The sequence below is a fragment of the Streptomyces sp. NPDC049954 genome, from assembly GCF_040656295.1.
GTDB lineage: Bacteria > Actinomycetota > Actinomycetes > Streptomycetales > Streptomycetaceae > Streptomyces.
In genome coordinates this window covers 587,964-605,519 of record NZ_JBFALS010000004.1, presented here as the reverse complement: position 1 = coordinate 605,519, position 17,556 = coordinate 587,964, and the positions used below count along the sequence as shown (strand labels likewise).

14 protein-coding genes are annotated in these 17,556 nt (G+C 73.6%); 4 read left to right on the top strand and 10 right to left on the bottom strand.

Annotated features, from left to right (window positions below):
- Positions 1 to 150 precede the first annotated feature (150 nt).
- From AB0J21_RS11870 to AB0J21_RS11855, 4 genes are all read right to left on the bottom strand, one after another.
- Positions 151 to 399 carry a DUF397 domain-containing protein gene (locus AB0J21_RS11870; protein WP_363145756.1) on the bottom strand — a complete coding sequence of 83 codons (249 nt, stop codon included), beginning with the start codon at positions 397 to 399 and terminating at the stop codon, positions 151 to 153.
- Positions 400 to 779: 380 nt separating this feature from the next.
- The gene (gene rpmG / locus AB0J21_RS11865; RefSeq protein ID WP_363145705.1) at positions 780 to 944 is read right to left on the bottom strand and encodes a 50S ribosomal protein L33; all 165 of its coding nucleotides are present in this window, start codon (positions 942 to 944) and stop codon (positions 780 to 782) included.
- A gap of 56 nt (positions 945 to 1,000) precedes the next feature.
- Positions 1,001 to 3,406 carry an FUSC family protein gene (locus AB0J21_RS11860; protein ID WP_363145704.1) on the bottom strand — a complete coding sequence of 802 codons (2,406 nt, stop codon included), beginning with the start codon at positions 3,404 to 3,406 and terminating at the stop codon, positions 1,001 to 1,003.
- A 53-nt stretch (positions 3,407 to 3,459) separates the two neighbouring features.
- Positions 3,460 to 4,242: a TetR family transcriptional regulator gene (locus tag AB0J21_RS11855; protein WP_363145703.1), complete on the bottom strand. Its 783-nt coding sequence runs from the start codon at positions 4,240 to 4,242 to the stop codon at positions 3,460 to 3,462.
- 185 nt (positions 4,243 to 4,427) lie between these two features.
- Between AB0J21_RS11855 and AB0J21_RS11850 the strand changes: the two genes are divergently transcribed.
- Positions 4,428 to 5,474: a hypothetical protein gene (locus AB0J21_RS11850; protein WP_363145702.1), complete on the top strand. Its 1,047-nt coding sequence runs from the start codon at positions 4,428 to 4,430 to the stop codon at positions 5,472 to 5,474.
- A gap of 28 nt (positions 5,475 to 5,502) precedes the next feature.
- On the opposite strand, the gene AB0J21_RS11845 is transcribed toward AB0J21_RS11850, so the two are convergent.
- The 3 genes from AB0J21_RS11845 to AB0J21_RS11835 form a co-directional block, all read right to left on the bottom strand.
- Positions 5,503 to 6,672, bottom strand: a complete 1,170-nt coding sequence (locus AB0J21_RS11845) for a hypothetical protein (protein ID WP_363145701.1) — start codon at positions 6,670 to 6,672, stop codon at positions 5,503 to 5,505.
- 400 nt (positions 6,673 to 7,072) lie between these two features.
- Positions 7,073 to 9,721, bottom strand: coding sequence for a S8 family peptidase (locus AB0J21_RS11840; RefSeq protein WP_363145700.1), 2,649 nt, complete (start codon positions 9,719 to 9,721; stop codon positions 7,073 to 7,075).
- Entirely contained in the window at positions 9,714 to 10,700 is a 987-nt protein-coding gene (locus AB0J21_RS11835; protein ID WP_363145699.1) for an ATP-binding protein, read from the bottom strand. The genes AB0J21_RS11840 and AB0J21_RS11835 overlap by 8 nt, the downstream gene beginning before the upstream one ends.
- A 287-nt stretch (positions 10,701 to 10,987) precedes the next feature.
- On the opposite strand from AB0J21_RS11835, the gene AB0J21_RS11830 reads away from it, so the two are divergent.
- Positions 10,988 to 12,112, top strand: coding sequence for a peptidoglycan bridge formation glycyltransferase FemA/FemB family protein (locus tag AB0J21_RS11830; RefSeq protein ID WP_363145698.1), 1,125 nt, complete (start codon positions 10,988 to 10,990; stop codon positions 12,110 to 12,112).
- A gap of 13 nt (positions 12,113 to 12,125) precedes the next feature.
- On the opposite strand, the gene AB0J21_RS11825 is transcribed toward AB0J21_RS11830, so the two are convergent.
- The gene (locus AB0J21_RS11825; protein WP_363145697.1) at positions 12,126 to 13,313 is read right to left on the bottom strand and encodes a DUF2786 domain-containing protein; all 1,188 of its coding nucleotides are present in this window, start codon (positions 13,311 to 13,313) and stop codon (positions 12,126 to 12,128) included.
- 107 nt (positions 13,314 to 13,420) lie between these two features.
- Between AB0J21_RS11825 and AB0J21_RS11820 the strand changes: the two genes are divergently transcribed.
- Positions 13,421 to 15,100 (top strand): bifunctional 3'-5' exonuclease/DNA polymerase, encoded by a 1,680-nt coding sequence (locus AB0J21_RS11820; protein ID WP_363145696.1) that lies wholly within the window; start codon positions 13,421 to 13,423, stop codon positions 15,098 to 15,100.
- Between the two features lie 76 nt (positions 15,101 to 15,176).
- Here the strand turns inward: AB0J21_RS11820 and AB0J21_RS11815 are convergent, their stop codons facing one another.
- Together AB0J21_RS11815 and AB0J21_RS11810 are read right to left on the bottom strand one after the other, a co-directional pair.
- Positions 15,177 to 16,115, bottom strand: coding sequence for a M56 family metallopeptidase (locus tag AB0J21_RS11815; RefSeq protein ID WP_363145755.1), 939 nt, complete (start codon positions 16,113 to 16,115; stop codon positions 15,177 to 15,179).
- 4 nt (positions 16,116 to 16,119) lie between these two features.
- The gene (locus AB0J21_RS11810) at positions 16,120 to 16,593 is read right to left on the bottom strand and encodes a BlaI/MecI/CopY family transcriptional regulator (protein WP_363145695.1); all 474 of its coding nucleotides are present in this window, start codon (positions 16,591 to 16,593) and stop codon (positions 16,120 to 16,122) included.
- A gap of 298 nt (positions 16,594 to 16,891) precedes the next feature.
- On the opposite strand from AB0J21_RS11810, the gene AB0J21_RS11805 reads away from it, so the two are divergent.
- Positions 16,892 to 17,467, top strand: a complete 576-nt coding sequence (locus AB0J21_RS11805) for a TerD family protein (protein ID WP_363145694.1) — start codon at positions 16,892 to 16,894, stop codon at positions 17,465 to 17,467.
- Positions 17,468 to 17,556: the final 89 nt, after the last annotated feature.

Below are 17,556 nucleotides of genomic sequence, written 5' to 3'. Positions count from 1 at the left end.
GCCCGGCCCGGCGAGGACGCCCCGGCCCGGCCAGGACGCCCCGGCCCGGTGACGGCCTCCCGCGTCGCCCACTCCGGCAGGCACACCAGCACCCGCCCGACGGCGGCCGAGGAGAGTGCCGACGGACCGCCCCCGCCGGGCGGACCCGGTTCAGCCCGCGAGCAGGTGGTCGAACTCGCCGTCCTTGACGCCGAGCAGCATCGCCTCTATCTCGGCGCGCGTGTAGACGAGGGCCGGACCCTCGGGGTACCGCGAGTTGCGGACAGCGACGTCCCCGCCGGGAAGCTTGGCGAACTCCACGCAGGAGCCCTGCGAGTTACTGTGCCGGCTCTTCTGCCAGACGACGTCGTGGACCTCCTGGAGGTCCGTGGCCGCCATGCCGTTGTACGCCTGGTGCACAGGTAGCTCCCGGTGGTGCTGTGGCCAATGGTGCATCGGTCAACTGAGCGCGATCATAGCTGCGTTCACCTGCGGATGCATGAGCAGATGCACGTGCACGAGGGGTGCCCCCTCCGTTACAGCACTCCTTGCAGCGTTCCCGGACAAGCCCTTTCCCTCCCCTGGAGACGCGAAAGCCGGCCCCCGATGGGGGCCGGCTGGAGGGGACGTGGCGCACATCACTCGACGTACGCCGGTTACGCCCTCCCGTTTCCGTTTCGCTCCGACCAATGACGGATTCCTCCCGGCCGGTGACGGACTCCCCCCGGGCGGGCCGGACCGGTTCCGGAGAGTGACCGTCCGCTTCGCGCGGGGCCTCTCCGCTCCGGGCGGGGCGACGGTCAGCGCTCCTCGCGGAACTCGACGTGCCGGCCGGCCACGGGGTCGTACTTCCGCAGCACCATCCGGTCGGGATCGTTCCTGCGGTTCTTGCGGGTGGCGTAGGTGTGCCCGGTCCCCGCGGTGGACCGGAGCTTGACGACGGGGCGGAGTTCGTTGCGTGCCATGCCTCGATGGTACGTTAACGGGAACCGTTTTCAATAAGCTGGCGGAGTGGCGTCCGTCACCTGCTCGACCAGTCACCCGAGGCGCTCGGCCCGGGGTCCCCGACGTCCCCCGTCTCCCCGATGTCGACGGGCTGCTCGGCGGGGCCCTGTCGGTAGGCGGCGAGCGTGCGGGACAGTCCTTCGACGGCTTCCAGGAGGAGGCCCGCGCCCTTGCGCACGACGCGGTCGGGCACCCACGAGCTCTCGTCCGGCCAGGCGTCCCAGGCTTCGAGCGCGGCGCGCACCTCGTCCCACCGGGGCACCCTGCGTTCGCGTACGTCGCGGTCGGCGCGTTCGGCCGCGGTGAGCAGGGCGTCGGCGAGGCGTTCGGCGGCGGGTACGGGCATCGCGCCGTGTTCGGGCAGGTGGGCCTCCATGAGCATGGCGACGCGGGAGATCTCGTCCAGGGCCTCGTCGGCGGCGTCGGCGGCGGCCCGGGACAGGCCCCGTTGCCGTACCGGCTCGTTCCTGGCCTTCTCGACCGCCTCCTGCCAGGTCGCGCGGGCCTCGCGCGCGTCGAGCAGGCCCTGCCGCACCTGGTCGGTGCGGTCCTCGCCCGGCCTGGCGTAGCTGCGGACGACGGCGGCGGCGTACTCGGCGTGCGCGAGCAGCGCCTCGGCGAGCCTGGTGCGCAGGCGGGGCGCCTCCCAGGCCGGGTACACGGCGTACGCGAGCATCGCGAGGACACCGCCGACCAGGGTCAGCCCGACGCGTTCGGGGACGGTCTGGCCCAGGCCCTGCCCGCCCATGCCGAGCAGGAACACGACGTACATCGACACGCAGACCTGGCCGACCACGTACCCCGTGCGCATCAGGAGGTACATGAGCCCGGCGCAGCACACGGCGAGCAGCGCGAGGACGTCGGGATCGGGGTGGCCCAGCCGGACCACGACGGACGCGAAGGTCACGCCGAGCAGGGTGCCGAAGAAACGGCCCGCGGCGCGCGAGTACGTCTGCGCGAAGTCGGGCCGCAGGATCATGACGGAGGCGAGCGGCGCCCAGTACCCGTGGCCGAGCGGCAGCAGCGTGCCGACGAGGTAGCCGAGGCCCGCGACGACGGAGACCCGCACGGCGTGCCGCAGCAGGGTCGAGCCGAGGTACAGCTCCTCGCGCATCGCGCGCAGTGCGACCGGTACGAGGCGGAACAGGGAGGGCCGGGTCCTGGAGGGCGGCCGGGCCCCGGTGTCGCTGGCCCCGTGACCCCCGGCCCCGGTGCGGACGACTCCGCCGACGGTGTGCGCGGGCGGGCTGTCTTCGGCGACCGGGGCCCCGGCGCCGGTGAGCGTGCGGGCGCGGACCCGGTCCCGTACGCGGTCGCGGGCCGCGAGGAGCGCGCGCAGTCCCGTGCCGAGGACGGTGCGCGCACCGGTGCGCAGTCCGCGGGCGCGCGCGGTGACGCGGGTACTGCCGCCCTCCGTGCCCCGGCGGCTCTCGCGGCCGCTGGGGTCGGCGGCCTCCATCACCTCGTCGAGCAGTTCGGTCAGCCGGGTCGCGGCGCGCCGGGACGGCCCGTTCAGCAGCTGACCGGTGTCGGGGGTGTGCAGGACGGCGAGGGCGGCGGGCCCCACGAGGAGGGGTTCGCCGCCCCGGACGGCCTCGGCCGCCGCGTCGAGCACGGTGCCCGCCGCGTACAGCAGCTCGCGGACGCGCTCCCGTTCCGGCCCCTCGCCGGGGACCCCGAGCGCGGGGTCGGCGATCGAGGCGAGGACCGGCCGCAGCTGTTCGGCGACGCCCCGGGGCCCGCGCAGCTCGCTCGGACGGCTGCGCGCCTGGCGCGGGGTGAGGACGGCGGCGTCGCGGGCCTCCATGAGCGGCTCGGGGTCGAAGGGGGCGACGGGGTCGTGGCGCAGGCGGCGCGCGTAGTCGGCCTCGGCGGCCAGGGCGTCGGCGAGCGCGTCGCGGTGGGCGCCCCAGCGCCGTACCGGGAAGAGGACGACGAGGGCGGCCTGCACGAAGCCGCCGGCCGCGATCACCCCGGCGTGCCCGAGGGCGGACAGCAGCGAGACGGGCAGGGTGACGGTGACCATCACCATCGCCACGTTGGAGGCCGCGATGATCCCGACGGTGGGCCCCGCCGACCAGGCGAGCCCGGCGACGAAGGCCCACAGCACGAGGAGCGGGACGAGGAGGAAGAGGTGCCCGACGGTGACGTAGCCGAGGAAGGTCGAGACCGCGAGGCTGGTCCCCGAGGCGAGCGCCAGTTCGGGGCGGGGCCGCCAGCTGCGCTGGAAGGTCGCGATGGCGGCGGAGAACGCGCCGAAGGCGGAACTCGCGGCGATCTGCGGACCGAAGAGCCACAGGCTGACCCCGATGACGAGGGCGAGCCCGGCGGCCCCGCGCAGCGCCACGAGCGGCTCCAGCCGCCGCCGCTCGACCTTGAGACCGGAGCGGCTGGTATCCGCCACCGCCCGGAGCCAGCTCACGCCGGTAAGGATACGGACTTGTTCCGTTTCCGGCGTTTCGTCCCGGCGTGGCACTACGGGACGGGCAGCGGAACGGGCCCTCCCGCCGTGCCGCCCTCCACGATCGCCTGGACCGCCGTCCCGTAGTACCGCGCGACGGTGTCCGTGTCGGCGGAGGCGAGGGGTTCGAGGAGAAGGATGTAGCGCATCAAACCGAGGCCGATGAGCTGGGAGGCGATGAGGTTGGTGCGCAGGGCGGTGTCGGGCCCGGCGACCGCCTGGTCGAGCGCCTGACCGAGCATCGTGCTCAGGGTGTCGCGCAGCCGGGCGCCCGCGTCGCCCTGGGTGGCCGCCGAACGCACCATCGCCATCAGCGCGGGCCGCGCCGAGACGTCGTCCCACACCGAGAGGTGCGCCCGGACGATCCGCTCCCCCAGGCCCTCGGCCTCGCCCCGGGTGGCGGCGGACAGCGCGGCCGCCAGCTTCTCCGGCAGCTCCAGCACCTGGATGAAGAGGTTCCTCTTCGAGCCGTAGAAGTGGTGCACGAGCGCCTGGTCCACGCCCGCCGTCTCCGCGACGCGGCGCATGCTCGTGCCCTCGAAACCGCTCTCCGCGAAGCAGGACCGTGCGGCGTCGAGGATCGCCGTGCGGGTCCGGGTCTCCCCGGGCCGCCGTCCGCCCGCGTGCTTGACCGGCGCTTTCGCCTCGGCGGCTGTCGGTGTGGCGGCCGGTACGGGGTTCCGCGCTCCGGCCGCCCCGGGTGCTCCGGCCGCGCCCTTCGCGCCGCCCGCGCCCTTCGCGCCGCTCTTCTCGTCGTCCTGCGCGTGCCCCGCGCCCACATCCCTGAGGCCGTCCATGCCACCCATCATGCCTCCCCCGTAACTCATCTCACGATGAACTCACTGCACGATGAGTTGTACGATGAAGCCGGAGGGAGCACCGGACGCCGATCGCGGCCGGTCCTCCCCGCCATGCCCGTTACGCCGTTCCGCCGTTCCGCGCGGGCGGAGCACTCCCACTCGTACGAAGAGAGGTGGTTGCCATGTCGACCGACGTCACCCTCGCCACCGGCGGCCCCACGGCGGACTCCGCCCCCGCCCCCGCCACACCGCCGCCGGGCGGCCGGAAGGCCGGGGCGCGGATCGCGGCCGTGGTCGTCGGGCTGGCGGCGGCCATCACGCTCATGCTGTGCGCCTTCGGGTTCCCCTCGGTCAACGGCGGCCCGCACCACGCGCCGCTCGGCGTCGTCGGTCCGCGGTCCGCCGTCACGGCGGTACAGGAGCGGCTGCCCGACGACCAGTGGGACGTCACGACGTACGACGACACCAAGGCGCTCACCACCGCGCTGCACGACCGGGACGTGGTCGGCGGCATCGCGCTCGGTGCGAACGGCGTGGACGTCTACACCGCGCCGGGGGGCGGCCAGCAGATCAGCACCGCCGTCAGCGGGCTCGGCACCGGCCTCGCGGACCAGCAGCACGTGAAGGCGACGACGCACGAGGTCGTCGGCTTCGGGCAGGACGACCCGCACGGCACCGGGCTCGCCTCCATGGCGCTGCCGATGGTCTTCGGCGGCATCCTGCCCGTCCTGATCCTCTCCGCGGTCGCTCCCGGGGCCGGGGCGCTGCGGACGCGGCTCGCCGGGGTGGTGGGCTTCGCGCTCGTCGCCGCCGCCGGGGCGACCGCCGTCCTCCAGTTCGGCATCGGCACGCTCGACGGGAACTACCTGACGAGCGCGCTCGGCCTGGCCCTCGGCATGCTCGCGCTCGGGCTCCCGCTCCTCGGCCTCCAGGCGCGGTTCGGCACCCCCGGGTTCCTGGGGCTGTCCGTGGTGATGATGTTCCTCGGCAACCCGCTCTCCGGCCTGGCCACGGGCCCGTACTGGCTGCCCGACGGCTGGTCGACGCTGGGCCAGCTGCTGCCGGTCGGCGCCTCCGGCAGCCTGCTGCGCGCCAACGCCTTCTTCGACGGTACGGGGGCGGGCGGCGCCGTCGTGACCCTCTCGGTCTGGGCCCTGGCCGGACTCGTCCTGGTGCTCACGGCCGTACGGCGCGCCCCCGCGAAGGCCGAGGCCGCGCCGGCCGCGTGAGGGACGGCGGCGGACGGCGGCGGGACCGTCAGTTCGGCATGGCGCCGATCCCGGCCAGCTCCCGCAGCAGGTCCACCCGCTCACGGACGGTGGGCTCCTCGCCGGGACCGGCCGGGGAGAGGAACGTGTCCGGGACGAAGGCGGGGGCAGGGGCGGGGGCGGGCGAGCCTGCGGGAGCGGGCCGGGCCCGCCCCCCTTCGGCGCCCCCGAGGCCCCCGGCGCACCCGGCCTCCTCCGCGTCCTCGGCGTCCTCGGCGTAAAGGTCCTCCGCGCACTCCTCGCAGACCCCGCCCACGAGCCGGACGACGGTGTCCGGGGTGTGGCAGTCGGCGCAGATCTCCTGGGCGTCGAGGACCGTCTCGCGGAAGGGCTCGGCCTCGGGCGGCACCTTGCGCTCAAGACGGGACCTGACGAGCGCGCCCGCACTGTGCACGGGCGTGGGCAGCTGCCGGGTCAGGGCGTCGAGGATCTTCTCCTCACCGGCACCCCGCTCGAACCAGACGGCGAGCAGCGGCGCGAGTTCCCGGCACTCCCGCTCGGCGAGCGAGAGCCGCGGCTCGACCCGCCCGAGCCGGGCGAGCAGCCGGTAGGCGGCCTCGGCGCCCCGGCCGGACGCGGCGCCCTGCGGAACATCACCGGGAACGGTCGTGACGGGTGCGACGGGTGCGACGGGCGTCTCGCGGGTCTCACGGGTCTCGGGCTGGACGCCTGGGACAGGCGTGGCGGGTGCCTCAAGGGTGCCGACCGGGGGCGTGTCGGCGGTGGGCACCGCGCGCGGCGCGCCCCGCTCGCCCACCTCCACCCCCCTCACGGACCGGACGAACTCGGCCCACCACGTGACGTCGCGGGCCGTACGGGAGAAGTAGGTCCGGGTGATCCAGCGCCGGGTGCCGTCCTGCACGGTCACGTGCTCCCGCACCCAGCGCAGGTGCCCGATCCTGGACAGCCGCTTGAGCGCGGTACGGCAGGCCTGCTGGCCGTAGTCGGGCAGCACGGAGGCGAGCGCCTTGTACCCGATCGCGGCGCCCTGCGGCAGTCGCTCGATGAACCCGGCGATGGCGGCCTCCCGCGCGGGCAGATGTGCGAAGGACCCCTCGGACAGGTCGTCCTGCCCGGGGGCGAGCCGCTTGCCGAAGCCGTCCTTCGCCATGGGCCAGGACACGGCGGGGGCAGCGGAGTTAGTGTGGCTGACAGCCATGATTCGACCTTCCTCTGTCAAGGTCTCGTGGTCCGACCCCAGCGGCGTTGCAGCGCCGACTGGGGTCATTTCCATGTGTGGGGCTCGCGAGGCACACAGGTCCCCGCGAAGATCGTGTTGGGGCCGAACGTAGAGGCTGCGCCCGTCCCCGCGCAACGCGGACGGGAAACGTCATCCCTACGGGTGAGCAGGGCACTTGAGGTGACAGGAGGGGGAAGGGAGGAAGGTATTTCCCACCCCCACAAAAACCCCAACCCGGGAAACAGCCCGAGACCCGAACCCCGAGACCAGGGGCCCGGAGCCCGAGGCGCGGGAGGGGAGAGGGGCACGCCTCCTCTCCCGCACGTCTCCTCACCTGCCTGCCGCAGCTCACCACCTGTCGAGTCCACCGGACCGACGCTTACCAACCGATCTCGGTTTGTACCGGTGTTCTTCCGGCGATCTCGCTGCGCGCCCGCGGCACACCGGGGATCGGGATGTCGAGCTGGTTCGCGATCGGGGTGTACAGGTCGGTCCGCACTTCAGGCGTCGCCAGCGACACCAGGAGCGCGTACCGCACCGCACGGCCCACCCGGTCGGTGCGGTTGTTGCTCTTCCACCAGCCGCCGGAGGGGAAGACGGCGAGGACTCCGCATTCGGCCAGTTCAGCCGCCGAGCCCTGCCAGATGTCGGAGTGCAGGGAGCCCTGGTTTCGGTTGCGGGAGCCGACCAGCCAGTTCGCGTCACCTTCGAATGCCTTGGCGTGGGAGAGTACGTCCGCCTCAGTCCCGGCGTGTTCGGTGACGCGCCGTTCGAAGGCGTCCACGGATTCACTGGGTGACTTGATGGCAAAACGAAGCCGATGGGAGGCGTAGCTGTAGCGGCCGCGCATGCCACGCCGCCCCGGGTTCGGCTCGATGAAGTAGGAGAGCGTCACCCGCAGCTGGACGGTGGTGGCGCTCAGCTCGCGCAACTGTTCCAGCGGCCAGGGGAGTTCATGGAGCTGCAGTTCCGCCAGACGTACAGCACCGCTTCCGTCTCGCCGGAACGGGACCAGCTCGCTCTGCATGATGAGGGTGACGGCGTTGGCGGCGCTGGACAGCACGCGCTCCTCGCTGGGTACGCCCCAGCCGTATCGGCGGATGACCTGCTGCATCAACTGCCTTTTCGGCAGCTTGGGGGCGCCGGTGCGCTTGTACAGGCCGGGCCCCGTCATCGCGGGGGTCCAGCGCGCTTCGTGCACCAGGAGGGCCCGTACGGCTTCTGCCGAGAGGCCCGGATACGCGGCATGGGCGAGGGCGCCGAGGCGGGCTGCCTGAGCGGTGGCGGCGCTGGTGGCGTTCGCGGACGAGATCAACCGGAACGCGTCTCTGTGCGTGGTGGTCACGCTCACCACGTCGTGCGGATCGAGCAGCGTCTCACCCGGGTCGACCAGAAGGTTCCCGCCCTCCAGGACGATGTCCGGCTTCACGACCGGCATCCCCGTGAGCGCGACGGACGTCCGGCTGAACGGCGAGAGCTGGCCGGCGGTGGCAAGCGGCCGGAAGCCAGCGAACGAGGGGTCCTCAGGTATTCCGGTGAGTTCGGTGAAGGCCCCGACGGCGAGGATGTTGTGCGCTTGCGCGGGTTCTTCGATGCGTGACAAGTCGCACATGGTCAAGTGGTCCAGGCTGCCCGCCGGAGTACGGATCTGGTGTGGCGCCAGGTTTCTGATGTTCCCCGCGCTGACCACGATCAGCCGCGAGGCGGCCGGGTCCGGGGCCCCCACCAGTTCGATCCGGTCGTCGTGCGCCACCACGTCCGTGCCCGTCGCGAGTGCGTCCAGGGCTGCGGACCACAGAGTGGGAGCACCGTCGACGCCGTTCTCCCCGTCCCCGGACTGCCGGGTGACCGCCATCGAGAAGACCCTGGCGCGCGGCGCCCCGGCGCTCGCGCCTTCGATCTCCGCCGTTGCCACGGCGTTCGCGGTCACCTCCGCGTACGTGCGCGGACAGGCGGCGTCTCCCGATGCGCCGTCAAGGATCTTCACGGACTCAAGTCCGTGGACGAGAGTGACGGACTCCCTCGACTCCAGCGGTCCGGCGAGATCGCCGAACAGAGCGATCCCCGCCATCTCGGTGCCGTGCCCGTGCCGGTCGGCCGCTGTCCGGTGGGGAGACACGCTGTGCGCGCGCCCGTGCAACGCGGCTTTGAGCAGGGGGTGTTCCTGGTTGACTCCGGTGTCCAGGACACAGACGACCGGAGCATCGGAGGGCGCGACCTCAATGCGTTCGGCGAGGTCGTCCACCAAGCCCCTCTGGAAGGAACGGTCCACGGCGTGGAGTTCCTGGGCGAAGCTGGGCCGCCGCACTTCCACCGGACAGGCGTTGGTGGTCAGCACTGCTCGTAGTTCCTCGCCGGTGGCCTGGACGTGAGCGACAAGGCGCTCTCCGACAGCGATGGCCATCTCGGCCATCGGCCACCGTCGCTCCGCGGCCACCTCCCGTAGCAACACGACGGGGTCGGACTCTCCGATGTGCGGGTCGAACCACAGCTCCCACCAGCGGCGTTCCCCCAGCGGCGGCAGCGGACCGTCCTCCTGCCACAGATGCTCGAACAAGGCTCGCTGAATCTTCTCCATGTTGGCGACCAGCGCGGCCTGCCGGGGCGTGCCGCTGTCCGTGTTCCGGGTGAACTGCCCGATACGGCCGGAGAAACCGGCGACCTTCTCGAACGGCAGCCACACGACGGCCTCTTCGGGGCGCTGAGCGGTCGACGGACGCACGCTCATCAGCGTCAGACCGGAGCTGTCCAGTGCGTCCAGTTTCAGGGAGTGCCCAGTCGCAGCCTCGATCCGGACGGCGAAACCGTCCGCCCGGTGCGGTCCCGGAACCACACGCGCGACGTCGACCGCCTCGTCCCGGGCTCGCTCCAGCCCGTCGACCAGACGGGACACGTGCCCCCGCCGGTCGGCGGAACGGTCCTTGACGCTCCCGCCCGCCGCCGGCCGAGGCTGCTTGGGGCGCAGGGTCCTGGCCCGCCGGGGGACGAGAAGATGCGGGGTGGGGGGAGAACCGTGCGCTTCAGGCATGGCGCAGGGCGTGCCGCTCACTCAGAGCGTTAAGCAAGAGACGATCATCGATCATGTCGGCACCCCCCATGATGGCCTGCTTGGCGGCGGACTCGGCTGCTTTCACGAGTTCCGCATGGCTCAGCCCGGCCACACGCTCAGTAACGGATGACCACCTTACGGTGCCGGTGTCCATGCCCGCGAGTCTCCGGCGCATCACCTCCACCGCTTGTTCCGGAGTGGGCGGCTCGTACGGGACGACCAGATCGAAGCGCCTGAACAACGCGCGGTCCAGGATCTCGCGGTGGTTGGTGGCCGCCACCACGAGGCTCTCCGAAGGCGCCTCGTCCAGAAACAGCAGGAAGGAGTTGAGGATGCGCCGCGCCTCGCCCACGTCGTTGCCCATGGCGCGCTGGGCGCCCAGTGCGTCGAACTCGTCGAAGAGGTAGACCGCACGCGTCTGCGCCACCGCATCGAAGACCTGCCGCAACTTCGACGCGGTCTCGCCCATGAAGCGGCTGATCAGTCCGTCCAGGCGGATGGTGAAAAGCGGCAGGGACAGTTCTCCGGCCAGCGCTGCCGCCGTCATGCTCTTCCCCGTGCCCGGAGGCCCCGACAACAGGACGCGGTGCGCCGGAGTGAAACCGAAGCGCTCCAGCCGGGCCCGCTGCCGCTGCTCGTGCAGAACGCGGTCCAGCGAGGCCCGAAGCTCGGCGCCAAGGGTCATGTCGTCCAGCCGGAGATCGTGGTATCCCGCGCCCAGGAGGCTCGCCAGTTCCCCCCGGGGCTGGACAACCGGCGTCGGGCCGACCACGCTCAGCGGCTTCGCGCCCCGTTGCCGCATCGACTCGACAAGGGCGCTCAGCTCCGAGGCGAACTTTCCGTGCCCCTGCCGCGCGGACTTGGCCGCGACCTGGAGGGCGATGCTGTAGAAGCGGTCGTCATCCGCCTCGGCGTGCGCCCGGACGAGGGCCTTCAGATGTTCGGCGCTGGCCGCCATCCACGTCACACCTCCCCGAGTGCTCCGGCGTGCTTCCACCGTAGCCACATCCACTGACACCGCATCGTACGAGGAACTTGTCCAGTGCACCCCGGGGGCACTCACCTGGAGCCGGATCGCCCTCGGCCGTTGCTTCGCCCTTCATGGTGCGGCGCTGCGACGGCCCGCAGCTCGGTCCCCCCGTCCGCGTCACCCCCGCCCCCGCTGCGGCGAGGGACCGGGGAACGGGGGGTGGGCGACAGTAGGCTCCCTCGCCCGACCCCCGCGATGGAGCAGGAGCGCTTCGCATGACTTTGCGTCTGAGGACGATCGACCGTACGGAGCACCTCGCGTTCGTCGACGGGCTGCCGTCGGCCAGCCATATGCAGGTGCCGTCCTGGGGGGACGTCAAACCGGACTGGCGGGCCGAGAGCCTCGGGTGGGTGGACGAGGAGGACCGGATCGTGGGGGCGGGGCTCGTGCTGTACCGCTCGCTGCCGAGGATCGGGCGGCACCTCGCGTACCTGCCCGAGGGGCCCGTCCTGGACTGGTACGACGGGGACCTCGACCGGTGGCTCGACCCGCTGCTCGCGCACCTGAAGGCGAACGGCGCGTTCACGGTGAAGATGGGGCCGCCCGTCGTCCTGCGCCGCTGGGACGCGGCGACCGTCAAGGACGCCGTCGCCGACCCGGACGCGCACCGCCTCGGCGAGGTCGCGCCGACCTCCTCCGACCCGCGCGCCCAGGCCCTGGTCGACGGGTTGCGGCGGCGCGGCTGGCGGCGGTCCGGAGGCGAGGGCGGCGAGGAGGGCTTCGCCGCCGGGCAGCCCCGGTACGTGTTCCAGCTGCCGCTCGCCGGCCGGTCCCTCGACGAACTCCAGCAGAACTTCAACCAGTTGTGGCGCCGCAACATCCGCAAGGCCGAGAAGGCCGGGGTCAAGGTCGTGCGCGGCGACTACGACGACCTGACCACGTTCTACGCGCTGTACGCCGAGACCGCCGAACGCGACCGCTTCCTGCCGCGCCCCCTGGAGTACTTCCAGCGCATGTGGCGCTCCCTCACCGCCGAGCACCCCGACCGGATGCGGCTCTACCTCGCCGCGCACGACGGCGAGGTGCTGGCCGCCGCGACGATGCTCACGGTCGGCGGCCACGTCTGGTACTCGTACGGCGCCTCGACCAGCCGCAGGCGCGAGGTCCAGCCGAACAACGCGATCCAGTGGCAGATGATCCGCGACGCGCACGCGCTGGGCGCCCACGTCTACGACTTCCGCGGCACCACCGACACCCTCGACGAGTCCAACCACCTCCTCGGCCTGCTCCGCTTCAAGGTCGGCACCGGCGGGGAGGCCGCCGAGTACGTCGGCGAATGGGACTACCCGCTCAACAAGGTGCTGCACAAGGCGTTCGAGGTGTACATGGCGCGGCGGTGAGGACGGGGGCTCCTCACCCCCTCCCCCGCACCCGCTTCCTTCCCGGGCGTCCCAGGTCCGCCCCCTCCGCCGCCTCGCGGCCGTCCTGCCAGCCGGCCTCGTCGGTGGCGCCGCGGACCCGGGCCGAGGTCGTGCGGGGGAACATGTGCTCGGCCTGTTTGCTGACGGCCACCTCGCGGGCCGCGAGGACCGGCAGCAGGTCGCCCGGGGCGGACTCGGTGACGCGGGCCGAGGTCTCCGTGAGGCGGGTGCCGATGTGGTCCGCGTAGGCGAGGAGGAAGGACTGGCGGAAGGTCTTGGTGCGTTTGCGGCCCGCGCGGCGCTGCGCCGCCTCGGCCCGGGTCATCGCCGTGGTGGCCTGCACGAGCAGCGAGGTGTGCAGGAGTTCCACGACCGTGAGGTCCTCGGGGAAGCCGACGACCGTCGAGAAGTCCAGCGGCTCGTTCCACACCGCGCGGCAGTTGTTGGCGCGCGCCACCGCGTCCAGCAGGATCGCCTTCGCCGTCCCGTAGGGCTGCTCGACCCCCACGCGTACGGCGCCCGGGGCTGCCGTGACGTCGCGGCGGCCCGCCGCGAGCTGCGCCTCGTCGACGCGGTGCCGGGCCATCAGCTCCTGGGCCTTCGCGCTGAGCGCCTCCGCCTCCTCGGGGAAGGTCGTGGCCTCCGCCTTCGCGAGGAGGGCGCGGATGCGGGAGAGCATGGGGTCGTCGGTGGGCGCGGGTGCCACGCCCGCCGCCGGGCCGCCCGGTGGCGGGCCGAGCGGTTCGAGCGGCGGCAGGCGCAGCAGCAGCCGGAGCAGTTCGAGCGCCGTCGTCGCCGCCGTGAAGCGGTCCTCGCGGGCGGGGGACGCTGCGGCCCCCTCGGCCGACAGGGCCGCCACCTGCGCCTGCCAGCGCGGCTCCAGGGCCGGGTAGTCCGCCGTCTCCCGCGCCACCAGCCCGGCCAGCAGTGCCAGGTGGGCGGGGCGCAGGTCACGGCGGACCAGGCGGGCGACGTCGGCCGGTTCCCAGCCGTGGCGCCACGCGGCGCCCAGCAGACCGGCGCCGCGCCGGGCGAGGAACCCGGCGGCCTCCGTCTCCGGGGCCGTCGCGAGCAGCGAGGCGCCGGTGTCCAGGGACATGTCGTCGTCGTTGGCCAGGGCGCGGGCGACGGCCTCCGCGAGTTCCGTGCGGAGGGAACCGGGGCCGGGGTCGTGGGGCATGACCTCATTGTCCACAGCCTGTGGACAAGTTTTCGCACCGGGCCCGCCCCGCTCTCACCCGTCCATGGGCAGTGGCGCTGTCAGTGGCGACTGGAAGACTCGGACGCATGACCGAACGCTGGGTGCTGTCGGCCTCCGAGGAGGCGGACGGGGGTGCGGGGGGCGAGGTGCTGGTGGCCCCGCTGGCCCCCGACGGGAGCCTGGCCGCGCCCCCGGTGCGCGAGCCCGGCCTCGCGAGCGCGGTCCGCTCCCGGCCGCAGGTCGCGCGGTGGGTCTGGCGCTCCACCGCGCGTCTCTATCCCCGGCTGCTCGAAGCCGGGGTCCGCGTCGAGCGCTGCTACGACATCGAGGCCGCCGAGACCCTGTTGCTCGGCCACGAGGGCCGCTTCGGCGAACCCCGCTCGGCCGCCGCCGCCTGGGCCCGGCTGCACGGCCGGCCCGTACCGCCCGATCCGCCGCAGCGCTCCGCCGAGCCGGGCGCGCAGTCCTCCCTCTTCGAGCCGGGGCCGGTTCCGCTGCCGCTCGCGGCCCTCGCCGAGGTGTACGCCGGGCAGCAGCGCCGCCACGACGCGACCGCGCACCCCGGCCGGATGCGGCTGCTCACCGGTACCGAGTCCGCCGCCATGCTCGTCGCCGCCGAGATGAACCGCGCGGGGCTGCCCTGGGACGCCGACGTCCACCGCGCCGTCCTGCGCGAACTGCTCGGCGAGCGGTACGGCGGCAGCGGGGAACCGCGCCGCCTCGCCGAACTGGCCGACGAGGTCTCCGCCGCCTTCGGCCGCCGCGTCCACCCCGAACTGCCCGCCGACGTCGTCCGGGCCTTCGCCGAGGCCGGGATCAAGGTGCGTTCGACGCGGCGCTGGGAGATCGAGTCCCTCGACCACCCGGCGGTGAAACCGCTCGTCGAGTTCAAGAAGCTGTACCGCGTGTACACGGCGCACGGCTGGTCCTGGCTCCAGGACTGGGTGCGCGAGGGCCGCTTCCACCCGCAGTACGTGGCGGGCGGCACCGTCTCGGGCCGCTGGGTCACCAACGGGGGCGGCGCCCTCCAGATCCCCAAGGTCATCCGCCGCGCGGTCGTCGCCGACCCCGGCCGGCGGCTCGTCGTCGCCGACGCGGCGCAGCTCGAACCGCGCATCCTCGCGGCCGTCTCGCGCGACCCCGGGCTCATGGAGGTCGCCGCCCGCCCCGGCGACCTCTACAAGGCGGTGTCCGACCGGGCCTTCCGCGGCGACCGCGACCAGGCCAAGATCGCCGTCCTAGGCGCCGTCTACGGGCAGACCTCGGGGGACGGCCTGAAGAACCTCGCCGCGCTGCGCCGCCGCTTCCCGCGCGCCGTCGCCTACGTGGACGAGGCGGCGCGCGCCGGGGAGGAGGGGCGGCTCGTGCGCACCTGGCTCGGCCGCACCTGCCCGCCCGCCGGATCGGCCGAGGACACCGGGGAGGCCGGGCTCCCCCAGGACGAGAGCGGACCCGCCGCCGAGTCCGGGGCCAGAGCGCGGGCGCGCGGCCGCTTCACCCGCAACTTCGTCGTCCAGGGCAGCGCCGCCGACTGGGCCCAGCTCCTGCTCGCCGCCCTCCGCGGCCGCCTGCGCGAACGCGGCTCGGAACTCGTCTTCTTCCAGCACGACGAGGTCATCGTGCACGCCCCCGAGGACGAGGCAGAACAGATCCCCGCGCTCATCGCCGAGTCCGCCGAGGAGGCCACCCGGATCGCCTTCGGCGACATCCCGGTCCACTTCCCCTTCACCACCGCGATCGTGCGGTGCTACGCGGACGCGAAGTAGGGCCGGGCCCCCGTCAGGTCGCTTCGGGCCACCGGTCGGGCGCCGGGCCAGGTCACCGGTGACCCCGCCGGCCGGGTCACTGGAACGCCGTCGCCGACAGCACGCCCACCATCGTCACCGTCGCGCTGAACGAGGCGGCCGTCGAGACGACCACGCCGCCGCCCGCCATCAGCACCGCCCAGCCCACCGGCGTCCACGCCGAGGGCAGCCAGCCCGTCGAGGGGGCCGGGCCGAGCAGGGCCGCGACCCTTCTGGGGACCGGGCCCGCCGAGCCCGCCGCGAAGGCCGGAAGCAGCCCCGGGCCCGAAGGCCGCAGCGAGAGCGCCGCCTTCCCGACCGCGACCGCCGTCAGCCGCCGGTCCCCCACGACCCGCGCCGCCTCCTCGTCCGCCCAGCGCTCCGCCCCGTAGGCCAGCGCGGGCACCAGGGGCCGCAGCAGCGGATTCGCGCAGGCCGCGAGCCGGGCGAGCAGCAGCAGCCCGTGGTGGCGCCCGGCCAGGTGCGCCCGCTCGTGCGCGAGCAGCGCCCGCCGCTCCCCCGCGTCCAGACCCGCGTACATCCCGTGCGAGACGACGACCCGGCCGGGCCGCCCCGGCAGCGCGTACGCGTACGGCTCCGCGTCCGGCAGCAGGACGAGATCGCCCTCGGGCCGCACCCCGGCGAGCGCGCGCCGCGCCCCCGCACGCACCCGCCGGTACCGGACGGCCGTCACCGCGCAGGCCACACCCGCCGCGAGGATCGCGGCGATCGCGGCGAAGCCCGTCACCTCGTCGTACGGCACGACGGCCCGCACCTCTGGGTCCGCCCAGCCGTCCGGCAGCGGGTTCCCGGGCAGCCGGGCGGTGCCGACCACCCCGAGCAGGCCCAGGCACAGCGTGCTGCACAGCGCGAGCACGCAGGACACCGCCGTGAGCAGCAGGGTGACGGTGCGCGGATGCAGCCGCTGCTCCACCAGGCGGGCGACCGGAAGCGCCGTCAGCGGCACCACGAACGGCAGGAAGACGACGTAACCCACGGTGTCAGCGTCCACCGGACCGGCCCCCGCCGGAACCCGCGGGCCCCTCACCGCCCCGCGCGGAACCCCCCTCAGCGAGCCCCGGGGCGCCGCCGCGCGCGAGCAGGGCGCGGACGAGCCGCTCGTCCTCCGCCGACAGCGAGGTGACGAAACTCGTGAGGACGGCGTCCCGGTCGTGCTCCCCGTCCAGCAGCCGCCGCATCCGCCGCGCGGCGAGCCCCGCCTCGTCGGCCAGGGCGTGCCACAGGAACGAGCGCCCGCGCCGCTCCCTGGTCACCGCGTCCTTGGAGCGCAGCCGGGTGAGGATCGTCATGACGGTCGTGTAGGCGAGGGAGCCGCCGACCCGTTCCTGCACCCAGGCGGCCGTCACCGGCTCCCCGGCCGAGTGCAGGACCGCGAGGATCTGCGCCTCCAGCTCGCCCTGCCCGCGCCGCCTCGGCACCCCCGCGCCGCCGGGCCCGCTCCCCTCGTCGGTCATCCCGCACCTCCCGCTGCGCCCGGCGTTCCCGCCCGTTCCCGTACGGCCGTTCCGTCCGGCCGTTTTTGCACGACCGCGTCACCGGGCCCTTCCCGTACGGCGTTCCCGCACGTCGTCCGTACGGTGACGCCCGGCCGGAAGCCTCGCGGCCCTCCCGCGATCGTACCGAGCGCGACCACCCTCGCCCGGCTCCCGGCCGGGGGCCACCACCCCACCCCCGTAACTTCTACAGTCATGTAGTTTTCAAGGAGGCGGGTTCGCACACGCGCCCGCCTCGCCACACCAGGAGGTAGAGCCCATGGGAGTCTCGCTGGCCAAGGGCGGCAACGTCTCGCTCTCCAAGGAGGCCCCCGGCCTGACGGCCGTGACCATCGGCCTCGGCTGGGACGTCCGGACGACGACCGGCACCGACTACGACCTCGACGCGAGCGCGCTGCTGTGCGGGCCGGACGGCAGGGTCCTCTCGGACGCGCACTTCGTCTTCTACAACAACCTCAACAGCCCCGACGGCTCGGTCCGGCACACCGGGGACAACCTCACGGGCGAGGGCGAGGGGGACGACGAGTCGATCGAGATCGACCTCAACACCGTGCCCGCCGAGGTCGACAAGATCGTCTTCCCGGTCTCGATCCACGACGCCGAGGCGCGCGGCCAGAGCTTCGGCCAGGTGCGCAACGCCTTCATCCGGGTCGTGAACCGGGCGGGCGGGGCGGAACTGGCCCGTTACGACCTGTCCGAGGACGCCTCCACCGAGACCGCGATGGTCTTCGGCGAGGTCTACCGGCACGGCGCCGAGTGGAAGTTCCGCGCCGTGGGCCAGGGCTACGCCTCGGGCCTCGGCGGTATCGCCGCCGACTTCGGCGTCAACGTCTGAGCCGCCCGCGGCACACGCCGCGCGCATGAGGAGGGGCCCGCGATCCGGTTGGGCGCGAGGGGGGCCCCCCGCGAAGAGGAGGTGCGGGG

What these genes read in the sequence shown, in the direction of transcription:
- AB0J21_RS11845 (WP_363145701.1), bottom strand. Translation starts at nt 6,672, where the DNA reads ATGGCTGTCAGCCACACTAACTCCGCTGCCCCCGCCGTGTCCTGGCCC.
- AB0J21_RS11835 (WP_363145699.1), bottom strand. Translation starts at nt 10,700, where the DNA reads ATGGCGGCCAGCGCCGAACATCTGAAGGCCCTCGTCCGGGCGCACGCC.
- AB0J21_RS11820 (WP_363145696.1), top strand. Translation starts at nt 13,421, where the DNA reads ATGACCGAACGCTGGGTGCTGTCGGCCTCCGAGGAGGCGGACGGGGGT.
- AB0J21_RS11855 (WP_363145703.1), bottom strand. Translation starts at nt 4,242, where the DNA reads ATGGACGGCCTCAGGGATGTGGGCGCGGGGCACGCGCAGGACGACGAG.
- AB0J21_RS11850 (WP_363145702.1), top strand. Translation starts at nt 4,428, where the DNA reads ATGTCGACCGACGTCACCCTCGCCACCGGCGGCCCCACGGCGGACTCC.
- rpmG (WP_363145705.1), bottom strand. Translation starts at nt 944, where the DNA reads ATGGCACGCAACGAACTCCGCCCCGTCGTCAAGCTCCGGTCCACCGCG.
- AB0J21_RS11840 (WP_363145700.1), bottom strand. Translation starts at nt 9,721, where the DNA reads ATGCCTGAAGCGCACGGTTCTCCCCCCACCCCGCATCTTCTCGTCCCC.
- AB0J21_RS11830 (WP_363145698.1), top strand. Translation starts at nt 10,988, where the DNA reads ATGACTTTGCGTCTGAGGACGATCGACCGTACGGAGCACCTCGCGTTC.
- AB0J21_RS11805 (WP_363145694.1), top strand. Translation starts at nt 16,892, where the DNA reads ATGGGAGTCTCGCTGGCCAAGGGCGGCAACGTCTCGCTCTCCAAGGAG.
- AB0J21_RS11825 (WP_363145697.1), bottom strand. Translation starts at nt 13,313, where the DNA reads ATGCCCCACGACCCCGGCCCCGGTTCCCTCCGCACGGAACTCGCGGAG.
- AB0J21_RS11810 (WP_363145695.1), bottom strand. Translation starts at nt 16,593, where the DNA reads ATGACCGACGAGGGGAGCGGGCCCGGCGGCGCGGGGGTGCCGAGGCGG.